The following is a 21,448-nucleotide window of genomic DNA, read 5'->3' as shown; positions in this document are numbered from 1 at the left end:
CCGCCGTGGACAACGTTGCGACTTCCTGGAATGGTTGTGACACTATGACACAACGACTGCTGCATATTTGGATTATTATAGGTGGGTGGTGTTTCACCATATACCGTAGCCCCGTGAGACGGTGGTTCCCCGCGAGGAACTGTGTGTACTTGTAGGTATGGTGGTTATCAGGTTTTGAACCATCTTGCTCTAAAAGCAATGTGGTAGATTTAATCTATATCGCAATAAGTGGTCGAAAGAGGAAAAGCCCAAATGGGGGTGTCCTAATTCTGGACATTCGAAAGTGCAGAGTATACACTTTAGAAAATTGAAAAAGCGAACGGTTTAAAAGGTTCGCTAAAATCAATCCTGTTATTCATCAATGACGAACGAAACGATTGTACCGTTTGAGTTTTCAACGGTTAGCCCAAATGGGCGAACGAAAATTATTGCTATCGTGGGAAAAACCTTTTCCTTCACGAGAATAGACTATTTCATTTCAAAGTGAAAAACCTATAGCGATGGGTTTAAACCCAACACCTATAGGGGGATGAGTTTTTCACAGAATTGTGAAAAAGTTGTCCCATGGTGACAACTGCAATCATATGAATTAGTCCGTGATGGATTATCACCAGGTTGTTGTCGAAGGATGCGTCCATTTGGACGCAAGCAAACACTTTAAAAGGTTTGAATCACATAGATTCCCCACAAGTGGGGGGGAAAGTCAGTGTTTCCCGTTTTGGTGCCGCTATACAACGGTTTCGCAGAATTGAGTAATCGTCTTCAAGGACGAAACCTACAACTGAATATTGCATTACATCAGGGTGTCCATTCTGGATGCTCTTTTTAGCGTTCCCCAAAATGGGAGAGCGTATCTATTAACATATCGAAAGGAAGTATCAGAACTAAAATGAGTTATAAAAAGAAAGCAGAACAGAGAAAAGAATTTAGAGAGTATTTGTCTATATCAGATAAATTAGTTTTGGATATTAAGAAATCAGGAATAGAGCTTGTAGCTGATGATGAAGTGTTCGTACTGGTAAACGGCACAAACAATTACTGGATCAGCAACCATGGAAGGTTAGTAAACAATCTGCGTGGTAATTTCCGTATGAATAAAACAGGGTATGCACATTTTACACTCAGCGGGGTAGATAAGAAGATTGAAACATATACAGATAAATTAGTGGCAGAGCATTTCCTTGAAAATACTGATAAATGTAACAAGGTATGGCATATAGACAGGGATATGGATAACTGCTATTATAGGAACCTTGTGTGGGTAAATAATAAAGAATACCGTAACTTGAATTGTGGCAATCTGCCATTAGAGGAATTAGGAAGGCAACAGGAATATGTACCATACATAACATTGAAATCAACTGCTGCATATTCCATCTGGAATGGAATTTATATTCGCTGTTACAGGAATGATAATGTATATGATGGATCATTCATGTGCGATTTATGGAGATATGACAAGGATTCTTTTGCCGAGTGGTGGAGTGCAGAATATTATGAGTGTGACGGGGAATCCATGGCTGTTGATAAGGATCTCCTGTTTCCTGGCAATAAAGAGTATGCGCCTGATAAATGTTGTATTCTTCCCCAGACATTGAACACCATGTTATCCAACTGCAAGAAGCACAGGTCGAAATCAAAGAATGCAAGGAATGATTTGCCTCTTGGTGTAAGGTATGACAGCAGAATGAAGATGTATTATGGGGAAATAAAACCATATGGGCATGATGAAGTAATCAGGCTGTCTCATTGGGATACACCAAAGGAAGCGTTTGAGGAATATAAGAAGCATAAACAGGCTGATATATTGATTATGGCTGATAAGTATAAGAATAAGGTGCCAAAGAAGGTATATGATGCACTGTTACGGTTTGAAGTGAAGCCATATGTGGAAGACTGGGGTTGATGGATAAATGTATGACAATGCAGCATAATATGTAAAAATGATTGATTTTTTGGGCTTGGGACATGTTTATAAGGTAAGAGAAGACACAGAAAAACAAAGAAAGTTTCTGCATTTTACATGTCCCTAATTGAAAATGATTAGGTGTGGTGGTATAATATGAATGAAAATATACAATTGATAAGCACTAATGAAAGAGGGGATAGTATGTATACTGTGTATGATATCGCAAATTGGTTTTTAAGCAACTTAGAAAACGTTACAAATAAAAAACTCCAAAAATTGGTATATTATGCATATTCTGGTATCTTGTTTTTAATAATGAAAGTGCAGAAGATATAGAATGGAGATTCTTTGAAAATAAATTTGAAGCATGGGTACATGGCGCTGTATACCCAGAATTGTATACAATGTATAAGAAGTATGGTTCTGGTGTCATTCCATTATATGAAGGTAGTTTGCAAGAGTTTTCAGAAGATGATTTAGATGTATTAAACCAGGTTTTAGAGGTTTATGGTGGATTTACTGGAAATGAGTTGGAAAGTATTTGCCATCAAGAAAGTCCATGGAAAAATGCACGAAAAGGTTTATCAACATATGAACCATCCCATGAGCTTATAAGTGATAAAGCAATATTTGATTGTTACTCGGCGAGGTTATAATGGGCAAAAAGATAAAAAATACAATTAGCCCAAGTAAGAAGGTTAATAACATTATAGATTTAGAAAAATTAGATTCTCATTTATATAATAATTGTAATATAGTAATAGATTTTTCGTTTGAAGGGGATTTTGTTTCCTGTAAACAAGGTGAATTTAGCAATTATCTGCAAAGTGAGAAAGAATTTATACAAAAATTTCGAGATATGATGGCTGATGTTCAAAAACTATCTCAAAAAACACCAAATAAAATATTTAATGGTGGTGAATACAAGCATTGTCATAAGACAAAGAATGAAAAATTTGCAATAGATATTATTAAAAATATATTCGGCAAAATAGGGAAAGGAGATAGTAATTTTGAACAAGAAATTGGTGGTGAATCAATATACCAAATTGGGTTACAATCAGAAATAAGATTATTTGGAGTAATTAAAGGAAATTTATTTAGGGTATATTTCATAGATCATTACCATGACTTTGAATATAACCAAACAAAAAATGAAAGAAATAAAAAGAATTGTAAGTTTTGCATAATAAATTCAATTCTGAAATAATTACAAGGCATATCGGATGTGGAAGTCTGGTGTGCCTATTTTTTTGCGGTTTTAGGGGATTTTCAGAAATGTGGACACGAAAAAAATTTTTGGCATATTAGACATACCAGTAAGCAATTTTCGACATTATTTGACATTATTCATGTAGGGTATTTGGTATATTTAAAAATATATTTTGTATGCAAAGAAAATAAATATGATTGGAGATAAAAACATGGCTTTTAATATGTATGGTGGGCAGTTCATTAATGCGAAGGACAGTGCAACAGTAAATGCCACACAGAATAATGGCATAAGTGCAGATGGATTGGATGGCATTATAAAAGGGATTATGGATAACTTATCTGACTTGAACGAAGAGGATGCAGACAGTATCAGGGATATTGTGGACATGGCGAAAGATGAATTAGAAAAGCCAGAACCCGGAGTAAGTAGGTTGAAAAATTGTTTGGCTTTGATTGCTCCAATGTTTACAATTGCGAATGGAATACCAACTTTAGCAGATAATTTACAGAAATTAGTGGATTATATTGCACCATTTATCAAGTGAGGGGTTACATATGGGATGGGATAAGGAAAACAAAGTAGAAATTAATGCACATAATGGAGCACAGGTGGTTATTGCAGATGGTAGTGCAACTGTTTATGCCACTCAAAATAATAGTAATGAGAATAGTAGCATAAAGGAAGAGAAATTTCAAAATAATAAGAAACAGGATTATATTAAAAATTGGAACAGTAGATTATTTCTACATCAAGATAATGACGAAAATCCTATAAGTTTGGCAGATGCTTTTATTATGCCTGATTATAGGATATGTGCTTATATAAGAAAAATAGGAATTTTTATTAATAATACGTTGGAACAGACAATAGAAAAATTTATTAATTATAATGAAACTTCAACTATGTTAATTATTGGTGTGCCAGGGATGGGAAAAACGACAATAGCATCTTGGTTGGCTAATAAATATAAAATGGATAATAATGTTATAATATTAAGGTTCCGTGATTGGGAATCTGATATTTTGGATAAGGGAATATTAAAAGCAATTTGTAAAACATTGGCATGTAAAAAAGAAGATTTAGAAAATAGGGTGTTGATTTTAGATGGATTTGATGAAATGAAATCTTTGTATATCAGAGAAAAATTATTGGATGATCTTTTACATAATTTATTAGATTATGAGAATATGAAATGCATAATAACATCCAGACCAAATTATATCGTTACAGATGGTTTTCAAAATAGCCTTGAGATTAAAGCTTTTGATGTAGATAAAATAGAGTTGTTTTGTAAAAAAGTAGCAGGAATTAGTATTGATTTAAGTGAAAAAATAGAGGAAAATTTGGATGTTTTAGGAATACCAGTAATTTTATATATGGCAATTATGAGTAGTATAGATATTGCTCAGAAGGCAACTAAACCAGAGTTATATACTCATATATTTGCGAAGAAAGGAGGGATTTTTGACAGATTTTCTCATGATGGTGTTGCATATAGTAAAGGTGCACATATTATGAGGAATGGTGAAAATATAAAAAAATATTTGGCATTTTTGCAGGATGTGGCATTTAAAATGTTTGAAAAAAATGATTTATCTTTATCAAAATCCGAGTATAAAATACCAGAATTAGCATATGAAGGAAATTTGGTAAGTGTTTTAGAATTTCCAATTAAATATCTATTTGAAAACACATCGACTACTATAGAGTTTATACATAAATCTTTATATGAATATTTTGTGTCTGAGTATATTTATAACTCAATTGCTGATATTTTAAATGAAGATGAAAACATAGGAATTGAGTTAGCGGGAGTTTTTGGAAGTTTGCTAAAGAGCAATCCACTAACGCCTGAAATACTTGAATTTTTAAAATATAGAATAAGGTGTAGTAGATTAAACAGAAAATATGATGTAATATATATAGCATTTAAAAAAATGTTAGAAAATGGAATGACATATTATATGAAAGAAAAATGTAAGAATATACTTAAATGTGAAATGAGCATATTTAAAAATATGTTAGAAGTTATACATTGTTGGGAATCTTGCATTTTAAGTTTAGATGAATTGATTTATTATATAAATAAAATCAATGTGGATGGATTGAATTTAAATGGGGCAGATTTAAGAGGAAACAAAGGAAGCAAAATAACAATAGAGGAAGATATAATAAAATCAAATTTAGTGGAAATGAATAAAAAAGGGGCAAATTTTATAAGAATAAGTTTAACAGAAGCAAAATTAGTAGGAGCAGACTTAAAGTATGCAGATTTAAGAGAGGCAAATTTAATTAGTGTAGATGTAAGAGGAGCAGATTTAGAAGATGCAAACTTAGAAGGGGCAAATATAGACGGTTCTATTTGGTATAAAAATGATATAAAAAAAATACTTCCACAATTAAAAGAAAGCAAATTTACATATATTATAGTAGAAGAACAGGGAGAACGAAAGAAAGTATATAGAAACGAATTATTTTCTGATGAAAGTTAATTATTTTAGAGGTTATATTTTTCCGATTTTTAAAAAGCTATGTCCCATATGGTAGATGCCTAAATCTACAGAATTGAAACCTACCCCCATATACCACACTAATCTTACCATAATATAAGCTACCTTTCATCATGTATTATTACACTGGTTTATCAAAAAATAATCCAAATCCTAATCAGAATCAATCATGTGGTAAATTGTCAGGGTAAAAGTATTTTACATGATAATAGCCGTAAAATTCATAATAGAAACAAAAGATACATCAAATTTTATATGGGTATAGGGGATATATGGAATTTCGGATTTTTGGATTGATACCTACCCCTTACCCTAGGAAGCATCCTTTCATAGGGAAATGCCATTATAACTCTGTATTCAATGGTGTATATTAGATTTTCGAATGGAATGGCTGTTAGCAGTAAATTGGTAGGGTAGATAAAGTTGTGTTTGAAATTCTAAGATGTACGTTTAATTACTGGCAAAATAAGGGCATATTTTATATAAGGTATACCCCTATATATAGCGAATTATATACAAGAATTGAAAACTACCCCTCCCCCATATCTATATGGAATATTATTTTTGCGGTATAGCCAATGGTGTATCTTTGATTTTTAGATGAAATGTCTATAGGTGATAAGTTGGTAAGGCAATAATGGTTTATTCTGTAAATCTAATGTGTATCTTTAATTACGGATGATATTTAAGAGACTATATTTTACAGAGGGCATACCGTATATAGGGGACTTTATATTTTCAGATTTTTACATACCCCCTCTCTGCTGTTTGGGTAGTATTTAATATAATGCAATTTTAGAGGTGCGTCAAATTCAACGCACCTTAATATTTTTTATTTAAAATCATCTGTTAGGATTTATAATTTTATGAAAATGCATATTTAGGTTTTTGTTATAGTTGCACATATTAAATTTATTGCCAAGACGTAATTTTGCCTGTATGGATTGCATTGGTTCCTGTAATTTTATTTGTATTTCTTCTATATTACATCCTTGGTTCCATAATTCACATTCTTTTAGTATACTTTTATAGTTTGCAAATTTTTCACATTCTGTCTCTGAAACATTTGTGAAATTTATAAAGGTTAAAACATTTTTAGCCGTTTGGAACAATTGCTTTGGATCTGTTGCATTAATAATGTAATAAGATACACCGTTTTTGATGGCAGCATCATATTTAATTTGATCTGATATTTTCGTAATTTTATAGGTATCCTCTGGTGTTTGTTGTCTATTTAGTTTTATAGGTTTATAATGTTGTTCGCCATGAATTTCAACAATAGCATTATAATCAGGAAGATAAGTATTATAAAATCTATTATGTAACCATTCAAATTCATATTGTGGAATAAAGTTAATTTTTGTTTGTTTAAAAATTGAATATATATATCGTTCTGAATAACTTGACCTTTTACCACAAATAGGACAGGTAGAAAATCTTTGTTCGGTTGTTTCGTATATATAATTACAATCTAAACATTCTACTCTATATCCGCGATTGGATGCGTTGTTATATTTAATTCTTGTTTGCTCTAATATTTTTAGTGAATTATTATATTTATTAATTATATCACCGACATTGTATTTATAGTGTTTGGATAGTTTTTCTTTATTAAAAAGCGTTGGAATCTGCAAATGAATCAAATTAGATGTAGTGGTAATCATAATATTATTTTTGTATTTAAGCGTTATATGTCCTTGGGGTTTTGCTTTTGCATAATCTAATATTTCAATATATCCAGAAATATCATCATATTCAAAATATAATTTTTTCCCAATATTGTTACTCCAATCATATTTTCCTTGATATTTTCCTGATTGATATGTTACCAAGCTTGATGTGTCTAAAAATTTTCTCAATATAAATCCTCCATAATTTTGAAATAGTAAATGTCTTGTTACACTTATTACTTCTACTTTTATTTTGAATTTATTATTATTCTGTTGATGTTGAAATAAGTGAGGTTATAAAATCTATTTAGTTCGGAAGTATGAATTTTGATTCAAAATGTGTGAGAGCAATAGATAACCCCTTTCCCGCGTTAAAGTCAGAAAAATAAAATGTAAACCCGCCCTAGTACCACTGCACCCACTTCCCTCCAAACTGCTGCATAAACCACATCACACAACGCAATAATCCACCCAAACAGCCACTTTCCACCAAAACCCTATAAGGTTACACCCAAACCATTAAAGCCCGAATTTGCCCCTTAGAAACGCACACAGAGCCATTAAATACACCAAAAGAAAGAAGCGAAAACCAGAAAGAAAAGACTATGAAAGCATGAAGCCCATAGTCCCAATCTATTGCCATATTCCAGGTATGTTTCTTACTGCATCCAGATTTATTCCAGATGAAGCCCATAGAAGCTGAATAATTTCAATCCGCATTCCTGCATCCTTCATTCATCTTTTCTGCATTATTCTCACATGGTTCTAATGAAATCCGCACTGTACAACACTTCCCTTTGTGCATCCTTGATCGTGTCAAAGTACAACAGTTTATAAAACATATCGTAGCATAATTTATACACACCGTTTACTTTGACGGTCAAAATATATTTCCCTTTATGCGTGTCTGCCTTGTGTGCGTTTTGTACGAAATAGCTGTTCCCATCATTTCCCCTGAATTGTCTTGCGCCGTTGATTCTCATAATTCTGTCCCCGCCTTTCTATAAATTTTCAATTTGTTTTTCTGTTATGGTTCCGTCATAGTAAGACTGTAAAAGTCTTAAAGCATACCAGTCCAGATTGATAGCGTTTCCGTTCTCACCCTTTAATCTGACTTTGTAATATTCATCTGCTACCATTTCCGCAAACTGATCCTGAATCGTGTTTGACTTATATGTATCTTTCATATCCTTATACCGTCCTTTCTTTTATATGCCAGGGTGCAGCCGTTCCATTTGGTTACACCCATTTTTTACTTGTGGTTACGCAAACGCTTGTTTCAGTCTCTTTGTTCCGTCCGTCTCAATTTCTGTGCTGCCGTAGTAGTTCCGTATATCCTCCATACTTAATTTTTTATGGCTACGCTTTCTAAATGCTTCTGTGTGAAAATACCATTTCTTTTTCTCTCTAGCCCATTTAAAGCCGATTTTCTTTAATGTGTCCTTATGTAGGTATGTGTTGCCGTCAATCCATATCCAACAGCCTACAATCTCAATGTTGATACCTTCAAAAGTAATGATCTGCTGCAATACTTCCCTTAACTTTGCATCCTCTGAAAAGTCATACTTCATATTATTAAAGTCTGTCTTTGCGTTGTTCTCTTTGCTGTCTGCCGTTCTGTCCGCTGACTTGTTTTCATGTCTATCCTTTAATAATTTAAACAGCTTATCATATTCTGCATTGATTTCCTGCATGTCTGATACGTTGCCGCCATTATCCGGGTGGTGAATCTTGAGTAAGTCACGATATTGCTTCCTTAATTGTTCCAGTGTATTGATATTATTGAAATATGCCATGCTCATATCCTCCTAAACAAAAAAGTGCAAAGCCTTTGGCAATTCAATAGGCTTTACACTCTGTTTGGTGTGGTTATTCTGTTGTTTGTTATGCTGCTATTCTTTGATATAATCTAACTCGGTGAGATTAACACCAAAAGTGGTAAGTATAACTTTTAATTCAATATAGCGTTTTTTCATTTTTTTGTATGCAGTAGATTCTTTATCTGAATCTACCATATAATCTTGTAGCCTTGAAAACTCTTCAACATTCTTTTGTATTTGTTCCTTTTCAGTCATTTCCATTACCTCCATATCATCACCGCCTTTTTGATTGATGCAGTTTGTAAGCTACAATCATTATAACGGATTTATCAGAGAGTGTAAAGTCTATTGAATTGTCAAGGTGCTTTGTGCTTGATTTATTTGATATGATAATATTAACACGATATCGTGTTAAACACAATACCGGAAAAGTTAACAAAAATAACACGATATCGTATATTGAATATTAGTAATAATATACATAACGATACCGTGTTATTTTTAAGATTTTATAATATATTTCTATTTATTATTTAACTTTTCTTTTACAGCTTCAACAATAAAGCCATTTACACTTTTTGCACCAGAACTTGTTATTTGCTCTTTGGTTCCTTTAGGAAATCTTACTAAAACTTTATCATAGTTTTCTTTTTCCCATTTTGTAGTTGCTCTAATATGAGCGGCAGATGCTTTCTTTTTTTCTTCCATATATATACCTCATTTTTTATGATTTGTTATAGTTTTATTTCTATATAACACGATATCATATAAACACTTTTTTGTCAATAATACCGATATCGTGTTAAAATTTGCACAAAAATATAAAACGATATCGGTATAAAATTAGTAAAAATTACGTCTTGAATAACACGATATCGTGTTATATAATAAACTCAACAAATCAAACAGAGCAACAACGAAAGGCAGGTACACAATATGACCGTTAAATTGTTAAAACCATACAAGGGATTTGAAATTGAAAAATCTTATGAAGAAAAAGCGGATGGAACAATCAAAAAAGATACTATAGTATATACCGCTTATGCGGATGATGAGGACAACTCTTTATTTGATGCAGCAACAACACTTTCAGAACTGAAAAAGAAAATTGATATTTATACAAAATAAATCCCCTGAAGAGCAACGGAGAGAGCCGGCGAAACTGCCCAAACAAGGGCAGTCGGGATAGCAACACAATTCCAAACAGTACCTTGACAACTTAATACAACACACAAAACGGTATTTAGAAAGAAGAAAAGCCCTGCACTTGTGACTGCGCAAGGCTCTGGATAAAGGTATTTACTGATTGTCTGGATTACCGGGCGGATCTGGTATGTATTCCATGATGTCGCCTGGCTGGCAGTCTAAGGCATCACATAAGTTTGCGATTGCATCCGTAGTTATCCGTTTATTATTTCTGATATTTTGTAATGTACTTTCAGAAATGATTTTTTCTTTTCTTATTCTATAGGTGGAAAGCCCTTTTTCTTCCATTAGTTTCAAAAGTTTATCGTATATGATAGTGCCTGCCATATAAAAATACCTCTCTTTCTAATTCTGAATATAATATATGAATTTATTATAACATAACATACACGTTTTGCAATGTATAAAATATACATTTTTTAAAGTGTATATTTGTGAAAATTGTCAATAGACTATACACGGTTTAGAGAGTACAATAATCACATAAGATAAACCAAAGCAAACAACTGAAATCTGATAAACAAAGCATCCGGGAAGGCCGAAAGCACCCGAAACTGCAAGCCATATCCCTGTGAGGACGTGCCCGCCAAGAGGCGAACAACATTCAGGAAGATGCTTGCAGGGATGCAAAAACCGTAAAAAAGAAAGGAAGGATTCAATATGTGTATCACAACAGCGGAAATGAACAAAAAAATGGAAAAAAGAAAAAGCCTGCAAATGCAGCTTAAAAAGATGGAAGACGATATCAAGGCATTGGATGTGGATATTATTGAGTATCTTATGGAGAACTTGAATGACTGCCTGGCCACAAACAGCAAGGGCAAAGAGATCCTCCGGTTCATCGGGGACATGTGCAAGGCAACCTATTCCCCACAGGAACGTGAAACTGTTGACAAGGAGGAAGTGAAAAAGCTGCTCAGCGAGAAAGATTACCAGAAAGTGAGGAAGGTAAGCTATTACAGCGTATTGAGGATCAGTTAAAGGATCAAAATATCGGCGGAGGGGGATTGGTTTCCCCCAAAAAGCCACATTCAGGAGGTAATGAAGATGCATACACAGGAAATTAAGTTTGCCGTCCAAAAGGAAAACGGCATTGTCACAAAAGTAGGGAAAACAGCCGTATACCAGCCAGAGACAGGTTTTAAAGGCCACATGGGACGGCTTCAGGACGCGCCCGCAATGGGCATGCGGGGCAAAAATAAGAAGGGATGGGGTACAGCAAAATGGAACAGATATTGATTACATATTATGCCGATAACGCAAGGAAGCTCCATCGGACAGTTGACCGCATACTATTAAGATTCGGCGGTTTGTCTAATAAGGATGTGGATGATTTCTATTCCCTTGCGAATGAAACGTTCGTATATGCAATGAAGAGATATGACGGAGAACAGTCCTTTGACGGGTTCCTGTATTCCTGCTTATCCAACAAAATTAAGTCAGAGATCACCAGACGGAACCGTGAGAAGCGGAAATCTGACCGGATGGCATTGTCGTTAGACGCGCCTGTGGGAGACAGTGAAAATTATACGTTGGGCGAAGCAATCGCGGACAGCTTTGACATGGAAGGGGAAGCGTTCAGGGAACTGGATGCAGTGGCCTACAAACTGGAGAGGTATCTTGCCATGCTGTCCAGGAAACAGAAGGAAGTGTTGGAACTGCTGTCTTTCTGTTACAAAGCGGCAGAGATACAGGAAGCGCTGCATATGACGAAGAAAGAGTATGCGGACGCGCTGGAAAACATGCGGTCATATGAAAAAATCAGGATATTGTTATAGATGGAGGCAAGGGAAAATGGCGAAAGTGAAAAGGCAGACATACACGTTAAATATGTACTTGGAAAAAATGCGCGATCTTGACATCCGTTCCGACGCGGATGTGCAGCGCCTGAGCGGGCAGTGGAACAATGCAATGACAAATGAGCTGATTGTCTCCGTCCTGAATGGCGATTACATCCCGCCGGTTATTCTTGGGCAGGAAGAAAATTCGCAAATGTGGATTATAGACGGGCTTCAGCGTTCGACAGCCTTTATCATGTTCCGGTATGGGAATTATAAGGTGACGTCCAGCGTTGAGGAGCCGATCATTTCCTACCGGGCGAAAGTGCGGGACGCGGACGGGGAAGTGAAGATTGACGGGGCGGGGGACATTGTCTGGGAAGGCCGGGAGTTTGACATTAGAAGGAAGGGTTTTGGCCAGCTGCCGGAAGAATTGCAGAAAACATTCAATGAATACCAGCTTGACTGCATTATCCACGAAAATTACAGCATGGAGCGGATTTCAAGGCTTGTGCGCCGCTTTAATTTCAGCAAGGCGATGAACGTCAGCCAGAAAGCGTTCACATTCGTTGACAGGTACGCAAGGAAAATCCGGGAGATATTAAAAAGGGGATTCTTCATTGAAGCGAAATACACAAAGGCTGATCGGAAGAACGGCTCACTGGAACGCGTAATTATGGAATCCGTCATGTGCATGTTCCATCTGGACAACTGGAAGAAATCAAGCCAGATCGGCGCATACCTGAATGAAAATGCATCCATGGAAGAGTTTGACGCATTGGAAGATTGCATAGCGCGGCTGGAGAATGTTGTGACAGAGGGCTTGTACAGCGCATTTACCGCTAAAAATTCATTCTTATGGTTTGCCCTGTTCCATAAATTTACAAAATTGGGAATGGATGATCGCAGGTTCGCGGATTTCCTGTGCGCTTTTCAAAATGGCCTGGATGAAAAAGAAATCAATGGAAAGGCTTTTGATGAAATTGACCAGGAACGTTCCACAAAAGACAAAACGGTAATCATGGAAAAACTGGATTTCCTGGAAACGTTGATGCTTGAATATCTCGGAATCCCAAAACCAGAACCGGAAATAGATTTGGAAGATGCGCTTGGATTTGTGCGGGAAAATATAGACCCTTTCGCCGCAAAGGAAGACATTGAGCAGTATGCGGAAGTCCTGGATTCCCTGTTGGAAAAGTCCGATTGCGGCGAAAAACTTTTGAAAGCGGAAAACAAACTTTCACTTGTGGGGATTGTGGCTTATTCGTTTAAAAATGACATTGATCTGGATGATTGGATTGTGGATTATTGCAGTAGGAATGACGGCTATATCAGCGGCCAGAAAGAGAATTATGAACATATGAAGAAGGATTTGCAGCAGTTCATAAAAGGGGCAGATGCTGCGCATACGGATGCGGCATAAGTGCATTTATTGACAGAAGATTCGGGGGGATTGCATGGACGAGCGGTCTTCCCGATACAATGGAAATTAGGAAGGATGGGAAAAGCTATGGAAGCGAATTTATTTGAATTCAGAATCATCAATTTATCAGATGGGAACCAGGTTATTGATCCAACTTTAAAGACACCATATAATTCACTCACACCTTTACAATTTTTTGAGTATGTGGAAATGGATGTGCAGCTTGCTTATATGGACAGGATGGAGCGAATGAAGCGAAAAAAAGAAAAAAATCGTAGGCTGGCAAAGAATCCATTATATAGATTAGCTTGTTTTTGCGGGCTGGTGTAAAGAAAGGAATGTGGAAATAATGAAATGGAGATTTAGAAAAGATATGCTTTTACATGAGATTAATGCATGCAGTACACTAACTTTTCAAGATGCGGAAAACCGTTTGAATTATTTAGAAAGCAAATTAGATTCAGGGGAAGAAAAAGAAGTCAAACCGTATGTTATTCAAATGGAAAATATTATAAATAAAATGTTAGAGCGTATCAATTTTAAAATCAGATATGCACAGGAAAATTTTACAGAGTGGAACGCTGCACACGATAGACGGATGGCAGAAATTGATGGTATGATTGATATGTTATCAATCGTTACCGGGAAAGAATATGTCATAACAGAAAATGGATTAGAAGAACGCTGAAAAGGCCGTGTGTGACTGGAACAATGGAATCTTTGACACACAGACAAGATTGCTGCATATGACGGAGCATGAAAAGATATTGTGGTATACAGCGGACTTACTAAAAGTTGCATGGTATGGTGTAAATGTTTTGGTGGGATCGCTGCGGTGGGAAACAGCGTGGAAATTAAGGAAAATTGCGGAAGAAAAGAAATTGTTAAGACTGGACAGCGGAAAAGATTATGATATGGAAGTGGTTGCGGATGAATTGTTGCATGATGATACGGTGAGATGTATTGTAAGCGGTTATATTAAGGAAAGTAACAATAATGGATTTTGCAGACAGGATATTAGTTCGCCCAGCGGAAATAATTAAGTGGTTGTTTTTGCGTGGAAAAGTTAAACACTTGGATTTGGAAATTGGATTTTATGATATGAAAGAATTTGCTGATGGATATGGATTTATATGTGAGAGGGAAGCGGTAGGCAAAGATGAATGATTTTTATTATTGGTTACAACGAGAATTAGAGCAGGAATTAAATAAAGTCTACAAGAAGATACATAGAATAGGTATTTTCAGTAATAGATTTTACATATGGTTTATGAATAATGATGATTCAATAAGTATTCCATTAAATGTCATGGAAGATATTTATAGTAGCGGAAAATCTATAAAAGAATTGATCACTATTATTGATTCTAAATATATTGCAAGGATTAAAAAATATACGGAGGATTCAGCTAATGGCAACAGATAGACAAACACCATGCTTATATTATGTATGTGCTGGATTATGTAAGAAGGGCAGGAAAGCGGATCATGCTCATTACTGCCAGCATTGTAATAAGTATAAACCGAGGGAAAGGGCAAGATATAAAAATCAGAAGAAAGAGAAATTGGATAAAATAAGAAAAGAAGAGAGGTATTAGAGAATGGATATACATAATTTTCAGTTGAACGATATATTTCAACAGAACGCAAGAGAATTTTGCACAAGACCAGTAATGGCTATGAAGTATCAACCTGGACTTGGTATTGAAAATGGATTCTGTGTGCATTATAGCAGTGCAGAGACATACACCAGAGAGTATATGATGTATGAAGGGATCAGATTCTTTCCAAGTGAAGCGGATGCATGGGAATTTATCAATAGGAATGAAAAGCAGTATGTCAAAGTAAATGGCATACTTACTGAAATAGAAGCGGTTTATGATATGCCGGAACCTGTATTATATAGGAAAGATGCTAATGCGGAGGAATTGGATGGACTTCATTTCTGCTTCGGAGAACACGCTTTCCTTTCGGATGAATCAGAAGATTATGAATTTTACATATTAAACAGTAATTGTGATAATGATGTATGGATTATACAGGATATGAACGGCAATATCCGTGTTTGGGATAATACTTCAGATGAATTATTCTTTGGTAAAGAATCGGAATATGTGTTTGAGAAGAATGATAAAGGGGAATATAGGCAGGCGGCAGTGTAATAAATGGGAAAGAAAGCAGCCGCCTGAAGGAAAAAGCGTGTGAGAACTGCATGGAAAGGCTAAACGGGGCGCTTTCAGAGGAACAGATGCAGCAGTTCAGGGAAGCGTTCTATACGGCTTCTGAGGGGTATTTGTTCCGGGAGAGCATCCCAGGGCAGAAGTAGGGATATTCTGCCAGTATGGATTGAATATGGTTGGAATGGATGCTATAATGTGTATAACGTATAAGAATTAACTTAGGAGCCGTATTACCAAATGGTGGGATGGAGGGATATATTATGTTGGCAGCATTGAAAGGGTATTATGATGGGACGCAGATTGTTTTAAATGAGGATGACCGAAAAAACCTCAATATGGGTGACGAAGTGATCGTTACTATTTTAGATAAAATCAGTAGGCAGAAAGATGGGGCAAGAGCGGAAAAAAGAAGACGTTTCATAGATTCAAATGCTTTTGTTATCCCTACTGGAAGAACTGTAGAAGAGATAGACGGATATATAAAGGAGATGCGTTCCAATGACAGATTTTAAAAAAGTGTTTTTAGATACATCTCCGGTTGTGTATTACCTGGAGTGCAATGAGTTATATTATCTGAATATGAAAAAGTTTTGGAAAGAATATGGGGAATGTGATTATGTTACATCGGCTGTCACCGTAACAGAGTATTTGACATTTCCATATCAGCAGAACAATTTACAGTTGATAAATGCCTTTTACGCTTTTATCAATGGGATGGATATAGAGATAAAAAGTATTGATAAAACAATAGCTGATAAAGCAGCACAAATCAGAGCGGAATATAAAGGGTTTAAAGCTATGGATGCATTGCAGTTGGCAACAGCGTGTTTGACGGGATGCGATTTGTTTTTGACGAATGATAAGCAGTTAAGGCAGTTCAGGGAAATCAAATGCATTACGGTGGATGAATTGGAATGAGGGATGGATCATTGAAATAAAAGTTACATGCATGAAAAAGAGCCACTTGAAAATCAAGCAGCCCTAATGTATAATCTAGTCAGGAAGTGAACCGGATGCAAGATCCGATTTGCCCTCAGTAAAAAGCAAAAATTACAAGAATTTAAGCATCCTCACTTTTGGACGGGTAGGGATGCTATTTCTTTTATATAAAATTGCAGCAGTTTATAGAAGCGTTTTAGTTGATTACAAATGGAAAGCGTAAATTTTCTTCTGGTGCTGATTGTATATGGCACGGGAAAGTGCTATATTATAGATGTAAATGGATGAAGCAGTTATGATATCAGGAAATGGGAGGTGTATTTGCCTATGACAGCAATCAGACAGGAAGCAATCAGGATGCTGGAAAAGGTGCCGGAAGATAAATTGGGCTTTGTGATCCAGATTATGCAGGGTGTGAATGGGCTTTTAGGAATGCCTGAAACGGAAACGAAAAGAGATATAAACCTTGAGCAGTTTGTTATGCAAGCGACAGAACGGGGACAGGATGCAGATAGCTATATAAGGGAGTTGAGAGATAATGACAGGATTTAAGCGAGTATTTGTTGATACAGCACCGATTATTTATTATCTGGAAAATAGTGCTTTATATATGGATTCGGTAAAGAAATTTTTCGAAAAGTGTATTAAGGAGAATATTCAGGTTGTAACATCTGCTATTACAATTGAGGAATATCTTGTGTTCCCATATAGTAGCGGTAAGATGGAATTTGCAGGTAATTTCAAAAGATTTATTGAATATATGAATATAATGGTTGTTGATATTGATTCTAATATTGCAGAGCAAGGAGCAAAGATAAGAGGGAAATATAAAAATTTTAAAGCTATGGATGCCTTACAGATTGCTACAGCCATTGTTAGCGGATGTGATATGTTTTTTACAAATGATAAGCAGCTAAGACAAGAAAAGGAACTTCCATGTATGACTATGGATGATTTAGTGTGAGGATGGTTATAGGAAAAACCCGTCATCAGTCCTGATTTCACTATTGAAGATATCCATAAGATTCTGGAATGCCATTATGAACTTGCCAAAGATATGACGGCATAGGAAAAGATTGATTTCTATCATGAGGATGGAAGAGCATTTTTAAAGAGATGGAAAAGTGAAAGTTACAGAAAGCACAGCTTTAAATTAAATATGGAGAAGCGCCAAAGGATGAATTGATTATCTGGCGGTGCTTTCTTTATATCCTGTTATTGGTGATGGATGGTTATTTGTGGAGAAGATGCAGAGCAGCATAAGGGATAAAATGAATCACCATGCAGAAGTTTATATTTTGAAAAAAGTTCGGTATATGGTTCGACATTTTGTATGTTGGATATTATTTTTTATAATAACCTAGTAAACACATGTGAAATATATATTATCATGGAAATAAATGAGATTAGAAGTTATTCTAAAATAAGGACGTTCGGTAGGCAGGTTTATTCTCTGGCGGGAGAGTGTCAGGAATCCTATGTTTTATAAGGGAATTTTGAATTATTAGCATGGTTTATGAAAGTGAAATAAATATAAGTATAACTTATTAAAAGGTGGTTATTTATAAGCAATTCGGACTTTTGCTTGTAAAATAAAGGAATGTGGGAGTTTTCAGGATGGTTATTGGACTGCTGCATATTTGGTAAGGAATGGTGGAAATTGGTTGTGGAATAAGGAATTGTTGGGTATTTGGGTAAGGAGTTTGGGATGTTCGAGAGAGGTGTAATATAGTTTGATTATCAAAATAAATATTATGTAAACTAAATGAATGGATGCAGAATGATATGGTGCTGATTGTTTAAATTTTATACTTTTGTCAATTCTTGTCATTATTTGTCGATTCATTTTTGTAGAAATATAGCTGTTGATGTTGTAAAATTTACTATATATAGTGGAGAAAGATTTATTAAATCGCTGATTTATAAAGCAATTTTGAAATAATAGATTTATGGAGGGATTATGTCTATGGAGATTTTGAACATTGATATTTTGAATTTGATAATTGCCATTTTGGCATTTGTTATTAGCATAATATCCTTATATAAATCATATATATCAGGAAGACCATATATAAATTTAATGGATATGTTTTTTGAACCATCTAAATTCCATTGTTATTCTTTGGAGGATTATGACGGACATAAAAAACTTACTGATAATCACAAAACGATCATTAATGATACTTTGGGAAGAGTTTCTTATCAAATAATAGATGGGGAAAGTTACTTATTAGTAAATATGCTCAGTGGTCATTTTGAATATAGAGATGTTAGATTGGTTTTGGCTCCGTATCAATTTACATATGTTAATACTGGTAAATTTGTTTCTGAAATACAATTAATAAAAGGTATGTTTAAATTAAAAGATAGAGATGTTTTTGAAAAAAATATTGATTGTATGATAAGGCCAGAAGGTAGAGATGGTGAAAAAATTAATATACAGGTAGCATATGTTTGCGAAGAGGGATATGATACTAGTGTGATTTATAATAGGCTTTTGGAAGAAACCCAGAGATTTAGTTATATAGATGACATTGAGAAAGCAAGAAGAATAATAAATTTTGAAAAAGAAGAATTTGTGCTTAAATGTAAAAATAATGCAAAAAGTAAATATTTAATAAAGGTTATTTATACATGGGATGGCACAAGATTAAAATTTGTTTTTAAATAGTTATAGTATTGAAGATAAAAGGAATAAAATCTAAGTTTGAAAGATGTTTGGAGGAATAAGTAATGAATTTTATATGGCTGATTCAATACATATTGTTTCCTGTGATAATTATTATATATTATGTTACTGATATGAAGAAACATGAAAAATCATATCAAATGGTAAAATCAGTGTGGTATTTTTATTATGCTATATTTACAATATTCAATTACATAGGAGAAAAATCAGTTACATCTGATAATTTAGTGGGATTTACAGTAGCATTGGCACTATTTGAAGGTTTGCCTGGTTTTATAAAACTGACGATATGGAAATTTAAGAGTTGAGTCAATAATTGGAATGAAATTAGATATTGATGTAATATAGCAATAAATCATAGCAACAATAAATTTTTATAAACCAACCGCCACAAAGTCCTTCAAAAGCCACTGTACCTGCAATACCAGTAGAGCAATGGGTTTAAACCCTTCGTACAGAAAATACGAACGGTATATCCAGTAATAGCAAACACTTTAAAAGGTTTGATTTGGACAAGCTGTCCAAGCCAATAAAAAGAAATATCCCGTTCATTTAGACATCTGCTGTCACTGAAATAAATGAATACCTGGCAAGGAAAACTACCTACTCAGCTCCATGTAGGCTAATCTGTCTAAATGGATCAGCTATTATATAGGAGATAGGAAATGAGTTTAATTATAGGAATAGTGTTCACAAATAGGGCAATTGTAATCAGTGATGGCCGTGTTAAAAATGCCAGTACAGATTTAGTGGTTGATGAAAAATTTGATAAAACAAGAAAGATAAATGATAATGTGATTTTAGGGTTTAGCGGTGATCGGGAATTCTCTTTATGGCTTTTAGAACAATTTGGAAATTTTTGTAAGCAAGATATTTCTAAATTAAAAGCGGATCATGCTGCAAATATTCTTTGTAAGATTGCTCAAGAAGGAGTAGATTATAGAAAGAATTTGAAAGAATCTGTTTCTACTGATTTTCAGATGGTTGTGGCGGGAAAAAACAGTAAAGGAATAATGTTATTGTATAATTTTGGAGTGCCTACAAATTTTGAGATTAAAGAATGTACTCCTACTGCAAAAAGTTTTGTATACAGTGTATTATCTCCAGGCACTAAAGATATTGATTCTATTTTTGAGAAAGTAATGACAAATTACCCAGGTAGAGAATTGGAAGATTATATTAATTTACTATTTTCTAAAGCCTCCGATATGGATGACAGTATAAATACGAATTTGTTTATGAAAGAAATATAATAAAAGGTATTTTGCCATTTAAAAATCCTGTGTGACCGAACTTACCAAAAACAGCCTATTTTCCACCTGCATATCAGCGGAAACCATTGAAAATAGGTGTTTTCTGATAGGAACCATATGGAAAACCATTAATTTTACTGGATTTCTTACAATAGTCATGCTGAAAATAGGTGACTTAGTGACCACGTAAATATATGCTCACGAAAAAATGAGGATGCCGAAACATCCCTATTTCCTAAACTACCACTTGAAAAATCCATGCAGGTAGTTTATAATCAGTGTAGAAGGTAACGGAGATATTGGCTTGTCCCCATTACCCTAGACGGAAACTTATGCAAAATGATTTACAAGTTACACAGGCTATCCCCTAGTGCGAGTAGAGGATAGCTTTTTTCTGCCTATTTACGGTTGTTGTGATTATCTATGTATGTCAAGGCGGCGAAAACCACCAGGAGCAGCGTTAAAATTTCTAACGTATTCATAGAACCCCCTTTCCGTTCCCGAAAAGGGCAACCGAGGAACTATCCCCATACTGTCTACACTGACTGTAAGCATTCTACCACATCCGGCAGAATAAGACAATCTTCACTTTTCCACGCAAAGGATATCCTCTACCCCACAGTCCAAGTAAATACAAATCTTTTCCAATATATCAAAACTGATCCGGGTAGTCCTGTTGTGATTCAGGTTCCGAAGTGTGGTTGTGGAGATTCCGGTATCCTTTGCCATTTTATTTTGTGATATTCCTTTATCCTTTAAAACTTGATTTGGCATAATCTTCATTCATAATCACTCCGTATCTGCATATAGGATAGAGTTTGTCCAGGAATCATAGGAATATGCATATTGAATTCT

The 21,448-nt window shown here is 34.8% G+C and carries 32 protein-coding genes; 24 read left to right on the top strand and 8 right to left on the bottom strand.

Going from position 1 to position 21,448, the window contains the following annotated elements; genetic code table 11:
- Window positions 1-889 precede the first annotated feature (889 nt).
- From E5329_RS17135 to E5329_RS17115, 5 genes are all read left to right on the top strand, one after another.
- Complete coding sequence (locus E5329_RS17135) at window positions 890-1,906, top strand: hypothetical protein (protein WP_135990662.1); 1,017 nt, start codon at window positions 890-892, stop codon at window positions 1,904-1,906.
- A 278-nt stretch (window positions 1,907-2,184) separates the two neighbouring features.
- Window positions 2,185-2,565 (top strand): Panacea domain-containing protein, encoded by a 381-nt coding sequence (locus E5329_RS30770; RefSeq protein ID WP_330572233.1) that lies wholly within the window; start codon window positions 2,185-2,187, stop codon window positions 2,563-2,565.
- Window positions 2,565-3,119 (top strand): hypothetical protein, encoded by a 555-nt coding sequence (locus E5329_RS17125; protein WP_135990661.1) that lies wholly within the window; start codon window positions 2,565-2,567, stop codon window positions 3,117-3,119. Before E5329_RS30770 ends, E5329_RS17125 begins: the two co-directional genes overlap by 1 nt.
- 196 nt (window positions 3,120-3,315) lie before the next feature.
- Window positions 3,316-3,669, top strand: a complete 354-nt coding sequence (locus E5329_RS17120; protein WP_135990660.1) for a hypothetical protein — start codon at window positions 3,316-3,318, stop codon at window positions 3,667-3,669.
- Window positions 3,670-3,679: 10 nt separating this feature from the next.
- A complete protein-coding gene (locus E5329_RS17115; RefSeq protein WP_135990659.1) occupies window positions 3,680-5,617 on the top strand; it encodes a pentapeptide repeat-containing protein in 1,938 nt (645 codons plus the stop codon).
- A gap of 860 nt (window positions 5,618-6,477) precedes the next feature.
- Here E5329_RS17115 and E5329_RS17110 read toward each other — a convergent pair.
- From E5329_RS17110 to E5329_RS17085, 6 genes are all read right to left on the bottom strand, one after another.
- Window positions 6,478-7,494 carry a hypothetical protein gene (locus tag E5329_RS17110; protein WP_135990658.1) on the bottom strand — a complete coding sequence of 339 codons (1,017 nt, stop codon included), beginning with the start codon at window positions 7,492-7,494 and terminating at the stop codon, window positions 6,478-6,480.
- 566 nt (window positions 7,495-8,060) lie between these two features.
- Entirely contained in the window at window positions 8,061-8,288 is a 228-nt protein-coding gene (locus tag E5329_RS17105; RefSeq protein WP_135990657.1) for a hypothetical protein, read from the bottom strand.
- Window positions 8,289-8,306: 18 nt separating this feature from the next.
- The gene (locus E5329_RS17100) at window positions 8,307-8,492 is read right to left on the bottom strand and encodes a hypothetical protein (protein ID WP_135990656.1); all 186 of its coding nucleotides are present in this window, start codon (window positions 8,490-8,492) and stop codon (window positions 8,307-8,309) included.
- A 75-nt stretch (window positions 8,493-8,567) separates the two neighbouring features.
- A complete protein-coding gene (locus E5329_RS17095; protein ID WP_135990655.1) occupies window positions 8,568-9,101 on the bottom strand; it encodes a J domain-containing protein in 534 nt (177 codons plus the stop codon).
- Between the two features lie 96 nt (window positions 9,102-9,197).
- Window positions 9,198-9,395: a hypothetical protein gene (locus E5329_RS17090; RefSeq protein ID WP_330572232.1), complete on the bottom strand. Its 198-nt coding sequence runs from the start codon at window positions 9,393-9,395 to the stop codon at window positions 9,198-9,200.
- 252 nt (window positions 9,396-9,647) lie between these two features.
- Complete coding sequence (locus E5329_RS17085) at window positions 9,648-9,833, bottom strand: hypothetical protein (RefSeq protein WP_135990654.1); 186 nt, start codon at window positions 9,831-9,833, stop codon at window positions 9,648-9,650.
- 228 nt (window positions 9,834-10,061) lie between these two features.
- Between E5329_RS17085 and E5329_RS17080 the strand changes: the two genes are divergently transcribed.
- Complete coding sequence (locus E5329_RS17080) at window positions 10,062-10,253, top strand: hypothetical protein (protein WP_135990653.1); 192 nt, start codon at window positions 10,062-10,064, stop codon at window positions 10,251-10,253.
- Between the two features lie 171 nt (window positions 10,254-10,424).
- On the opposite strand, the gene E5329_RS17075 is transcribed toward E5329_RS17080, so the two are convergent.
- On the bottom strand, window positions 10,425-10,658 hold the full coding sequence (locus E5329_RS17075; protein WP_135990652.1) for a helix-turn-helix domain-containing protein: 234 nt from the start codon (window positions 10,656-10,658) through the stop codon (window positions 10,425-10,427).
- Between the two features lie 333 nt (window positions 10,659-10,991).
- Here E5329_RS17075 and E5329_RS17070 point away from each other — a divergent pair, with 333 nt between their 5' ends.
- The 18 genes from E5329_RS17070 (at window position 10,992) to E5329_RS16995 (ending at window position 20,593) form a co-directional block, all read left to right on the top strand.
- Window positions 10,992-11,312: a hypothetical protein gene (locus tag E5329_RS17070; protein ID WP_135990651.1), complete on the top strand. Its 321-nt coding sequence runs from the start codon at window positions 10,992-10,994 to the stop codon at window positions 11,310-11,312.
- 66 nt (window positions 11,313-11,378) lie between these two features.
- Window positions 11,379-11,570: a hypothetical protein gene (locus E5329_RS17065; protein WP_135990650.1), complete on the top strand. Its 192-nt coding sequence runs from the start codon at window positions 11,379-11,381 to the stop codon at window positions 11,568-11,570.
- Window positions 11,555-12,109 (top strand): sigma factor, encoded by a 555-nt coding sequence (locus tag E5329_RS17060; protein WP_168356663.1) that lies wholly within the window; start codon window positions 11,555-11,557, stop codon window positions 12,107-12,109. Before E5329_RS17065 ends, E5329_RS17060 begins: the two co-directional genes overlap by 16 nt.
- Window positions 12,110-12,125: 16 nt before the next feature.
- On the top strand, window positions 12,126-13,532 hold the full coding sequence (locus E5329_RS17055) for a DUF262 domain-containing protein (protein ID WP_168356662.1): 1,407 nt from the start codon (window positions 12,126-12,128) through the stop codon (window positions 13,530-13,532).
- Window positions 13,533-13,619: 87 nt separating this feature from the next.
- Window positions 13,620-13,862, top strand: coding sequence for a hypothetical protein (locus E5329_RS17050; RefSeq protein WP_135990647.1), 243 nt, complete (start codon window positions 13,620-13,622; stop codon window positions 13,860-13,862).
- A gap of 19 nt (window positions 13,863-13,881) precedes the next feature.
- Complete coding sequence (locus E5329_RS17045) at window positions 13,882-14,220, top strand: hypothetical protein (protein WP_135990646.1); 339 nt, start codon at window positions 13,882-13,884, stop codon at window positions 14,218-14,220.
- A 7-nt stretch (window positions 14,221-14,227) separates the two neighbouring features.
- Window positions 14,228-14,575 carry a hypothetical protein gene (locus tag E5329_RS17040; protein WP_135990645.1) on the top strand — a complete coding sequence of 116 codons (348 nt, stop codon included), beginning with the start codon at window positions 14,228-14,230 and terminating at the stop codon, window positions 14,573-14,575.
- Complete coding sequence (locus E5329_RS29850; protein ID WP_168356661.1) at window positions 14,529-14,699, top strand: hypothetical protein; 171 nt, start codon at window positions 14,529-14,531, stop codon at window positions 14,697-14,699. The genes E5329_RS17040 and E5329_RS29850 overlap by 47 nt, the downstream gene beginning before the upstream one ends.
- Entirely contained in the window at window positions 14,692-14,958 is a 267-nt protein-coding gene (locus E5329_RS17035) for a hypothetical protein (protein WP_135990644.1), read from the top strand. Before E5329_RS29850 ends, E5329_RS17035 begins: the two co-directional genes overlap by 8 nt.
- Window positions 14,945-15,130 carry a hypothetical protein gene (locus E5329_RS17030; RefSeq protein ID WP_135990643.1) on the top strand — a complete coding sequence of 62 codons (186 nt, stop codon included), beginning with the start codon at window positions 14,945-14,947 and terminating at the stop codon, window positions 15,128-15,130. The genes E5329_RS17035 and E5329_RS17030 overlap by 14 nt, the downstream gene beginning before the upstream one ends.
- A gap of 3 nt (window positions 15,131-15,133) precedes the next feature.
- Window positions 15,134-15,694, top strand: a complete 561-nt coding sequence (locus tag E5329_RS17025) for a hypothetical protein (RefSeq protein ID WP_135990642.1) — start codon at window positions 15,134-15,136, stop codon at window positions 15,692-15,694.
- Between the two features lie 278 nt (window positions 15,695-15,972).
- Complete coding sequence (locus E5329_RS17020) at window positions 15,973-16,224, top strand: hypothetical protein (protein WP_135990641.1); 252 nt, start codon at window positions 15,973-15,975, stop codon at window positions 16,222-16,224.
- Window positions 16,211-16,630: a type II toxin-antitoxin system VapC family toxin gene (locus tag E5329_RS17015; RefSeq protein WP_135990640.1), complete on the top strand. Its 420-nt coding sequence runs from the start codon at window positions 16,211-16,213 to the stop codon at window positions 16,628-16,630. The genes E5329_RS17020 and E5329_RS17015 overlap by 14 nt, the downstream gene beginning before the upstream one ends.
- Window positions 16,631-16,978: 348 nt before the next feature.
- Window positions 16,979-17,203, top strand: coding sequence for a hypothetical protein (locus E5329_RS17010; protein ID WP_135990639.1), 225 nt, complete (start codon window positions 16,979-16,981; stop codon window positions 17,201-17,203).
- On the top strand, window positions 17,190-17,615 hold the full coding sequence (locus E5329_RS17005) for a type II toxin-antitoxin system VapC family toxin (protein ID WP_135990638.1): 426 nt from the start codon (window positions 17,190-17,192) through the stop codon (window positions 17,613-17,615). The genes E5329_RS17010 and E5329_RS17005 overlap by 14 nt, the downstream gene beginning before the upstream one ends.
- Before the next feature lie 1,002 nt (window positions 17,616-18,617).
- Entirely contained in the window at window positions 18,618-19,322 is a 705-nt protein-coding gene (locus E5329_RS17000) for a hypothetical protein (protein ID WP_135990637.1), read from the top strand.
- Between the two features lie 62 nt (window positions 19,323-19,384).
- Entirely contained in the window at window positions 19,385-19,648 is a 264-nt protein-coding gene (locus tag E5329_RS29845) for a hypothetical protein (protein WP_168356660.1), read from the top strand.
- A gap of 357 nt (window positions 19,649-20,005) precedes the next feature.
- Window positions 20,006-20,593, top strand: a complete 588-nt coding sequence (locus tag E5329_RS16995) for an Ntn hydrolase family protein (protein ID WP_135990636.1) — start codon at window positions 20,006-20,008, stop codon at window positions 20,591-20,593.
- A gap of 585 nt (window positions 20,594-21,178) precedes the next feature.
- Here the strand turns inward: E5329_RS16995 and E5329_RS16990 are convergent.
- Window positions 21,179-21,376: a helix-turn-helix domain-containing protein gene (locus E5329_RS16990; RefSeq protein ID WP_135990635.1), complete on the bottom strand. Its 198-nt coding sequence runs from the start codon at window positions 21,374-21,376 to the stop codon at window positions 21,179-21,181.
- Between the last annotated feature and the right edge of the window lie 72 nt (window positions 21,377-21,448).

The organism is Petralouisia muris (assembly GCF_004793545.1).
GTDB classification, from domain to species: domain Bacteria; phylum Bacillota; class Clostridia; order Lachnospirales; family Lachnospiraceae; genus Petralouisia; species Petralouisia muris.
Note: the sequence above shows the minus strand (reverse complement) of the source record. Positions and strands in the feature narration are given on the sequence as shown.

Coding starts and splice junctions, on each gene's coding strand:
- E5329_RS29845 (WP_168356660.1), top strand. CDS start 19,385: ATGAATTTTATATGGCTGATTCAATACATATTGTTTCCTGTGATAATT.
- E5329_RS17005 (WP_135990638.1), top strand. CDS start 17,190: ATGACAGGATTTAAGCGAGTATTTGTTGATACAGCACCGATTATTTAT.
- E5329_RS17045 (WP_135990646.1), top strand. CDS start 13,882: ATGAAATGGAGATTTAGAAAAGATATGCTTTTACATGAGATTAATGCA.
- E5329_RS17030 (WP_135990643.1), top strand. CDS start 14,945: ATGGCAACAGATAGACAAACACCATGCTTATATTATGTATGTGCTGGA.
- E5329_RS17095 (WP_135990655.1), bottom strand. CDS start 9,101: ATGGCATATTTCAATAATATCAATACACTGGAACAATTAAGGAAGCAA.
- E5329_RS17050 (WP_135990647.1), top strand. CDS start 13,620: ATGGAAGCGAATTTATTTGAATTCAGAATCATCAATTTATCAGATGGG.
- E5329_RS17100 (WP_135990656.1), bottom strand. CDS start 8,492: ATGAAAGATACATATAAGTCAAACACGATTCAGGATCAGTTTGCGGAA.
- E5329_RS17055 (WP_168356662.1), top strand. CDS start 12,126: ATGGCGAAAGTGAAAAGGCAGACATACACGTTAAATATGTACTTGGAA.
- E5329_RS17115 (WP_135990659.1), top strand. CDS start 3,680: ATGGGATGGGATAAGGAAAACAAAGTAGAAATTAATGCACATAATGGA.
- E5329_RS17010 (WP_135990639.1), top strand. CDS start 16,979: ATGACAGCAATCAGACAGGAAGCAATCAGGATGCTGGAAAAGGTGCCG.
- E5329_RS17135 (WP_135990662.1), top strand. CDS start 890: ATGAGTTATAAAAAGAAAGCAGAACAGAGAAAAGAATTTAGAGAGTAT.
- E5329_RS17070 (WP_135990651.1), top strand. CDS start 10,992: ATGTGTATCACAACAGCGGAAATGAACAAAAAAATGGAAAAAAGAAAA.
- E5329_RS17060 (WP_168356663.1), top strand. CDS start 11,555: ATGGAACAGATATTGATTACATATTATGCCGATAACGCAAGGAAGCTC.
- E5329_RS17065 (WP_135990650.1), top strand. CDS start 11,379: ATGCATACACAGGAAATTAAGTTTGCCGTCCAAAAGGAAAACGGCATT.
- E5329_RS17090 (WP_330572232.1), bottom strand. CDS start 9,395: ATGGAGGTAATGGAAATGACTGAAAAGGAACAAATACAAAAGAATGTT.
- E5329_RS17015 (WP_135990640.1), top strand. CDS start 16,211: ATGACAGATTTTAAAAAAGTGTTTTTAGATACATCTCCGGTTGTGTAT.
- E5329_RS17125 (WP_135990661.1), top strand. CDS start 2,565: ATGGGCAAAAAGATAAAAAATACAATTAGCCCAAGTAAGAAGGTTAAT.
- E5329_RS17025 (WP_135990642.1), top strand. CDS start 15,134: ATGGATATACATAATTTTCAGTTGAACGATATATTTCAACAGAACGCA.
- E5329_RS17105 (WP_135990657.1), bottom strand. CDS start 8,288: ATGAGAATCAACGGCGCAAGACAATTCAGGGGAAATGATGGGAACAGC.
- E5329_RS16990 (WP_135990635.1), bottom strand. CDS start 21,376: ATGAAGATTATGCCAAATCAAGTTTTAAAGGATAAAGGAATATCACAA.
- E5329_RS17120 (WP_135990660.1), top strand. CDS start 3,316: ATGATTGGAGATAAAAACATGGCTTTTAATATGTATGGTGGGCAGTTC.
- E5329_RS17075 (WP_135990652.1), bottom strand. CDS start 10,658: ATGGCAGGCACTATCATATACGATAAACTTTTGAAACTAATGGAAGAA.
- E5329_RS17085 (WP_135990654.1), bottom strand. CDS start 9,833: ATGGAAGAAAAAAAGAAAGCATCTGCCGCTCATATTAGAGCAACTACA.
- E5329_RS17020 (WP_135990641.1), top strand. CDS start 15,973: ATGTTGGCAGCATTGAAAGGGTATTATGATGGGACGCAGATTGTTTTA.
- E5329_RS17035 (WP_135990644.1), top strand. CDS start 14,692: ATGAATGATTTTTATTATTGGTTACAACGAGAATTAGAGCAGGAATTA.
- E5329_RS29850 (WP_168356661.1), top strand. CDS start 14,529: ATGGATTTTGCAGACAGGATATTAGTTCGCCCAGCGGAAATAATTAAG.
- E5329_RS16995 (WP_135990636.1), top strand. CDS start 20,006: ATGAGTTTAATTATAGGAATAGTGTTCACAAATAGGGCAATTGTAATC.
- E5329_RS17000 (WP_135990637.1), top strand. CDS start 18,618: ATGGAGATTTTGAACATTGATATTTTGAATTTGATAATTGCCATTTTG.
- E5329_RS17080 (WP_135990653.1), top strand. CDS start 10,062: ATGACCGTTAAATTGTTAAAACCATACAAGGGATTTGAAATTGAAAAA.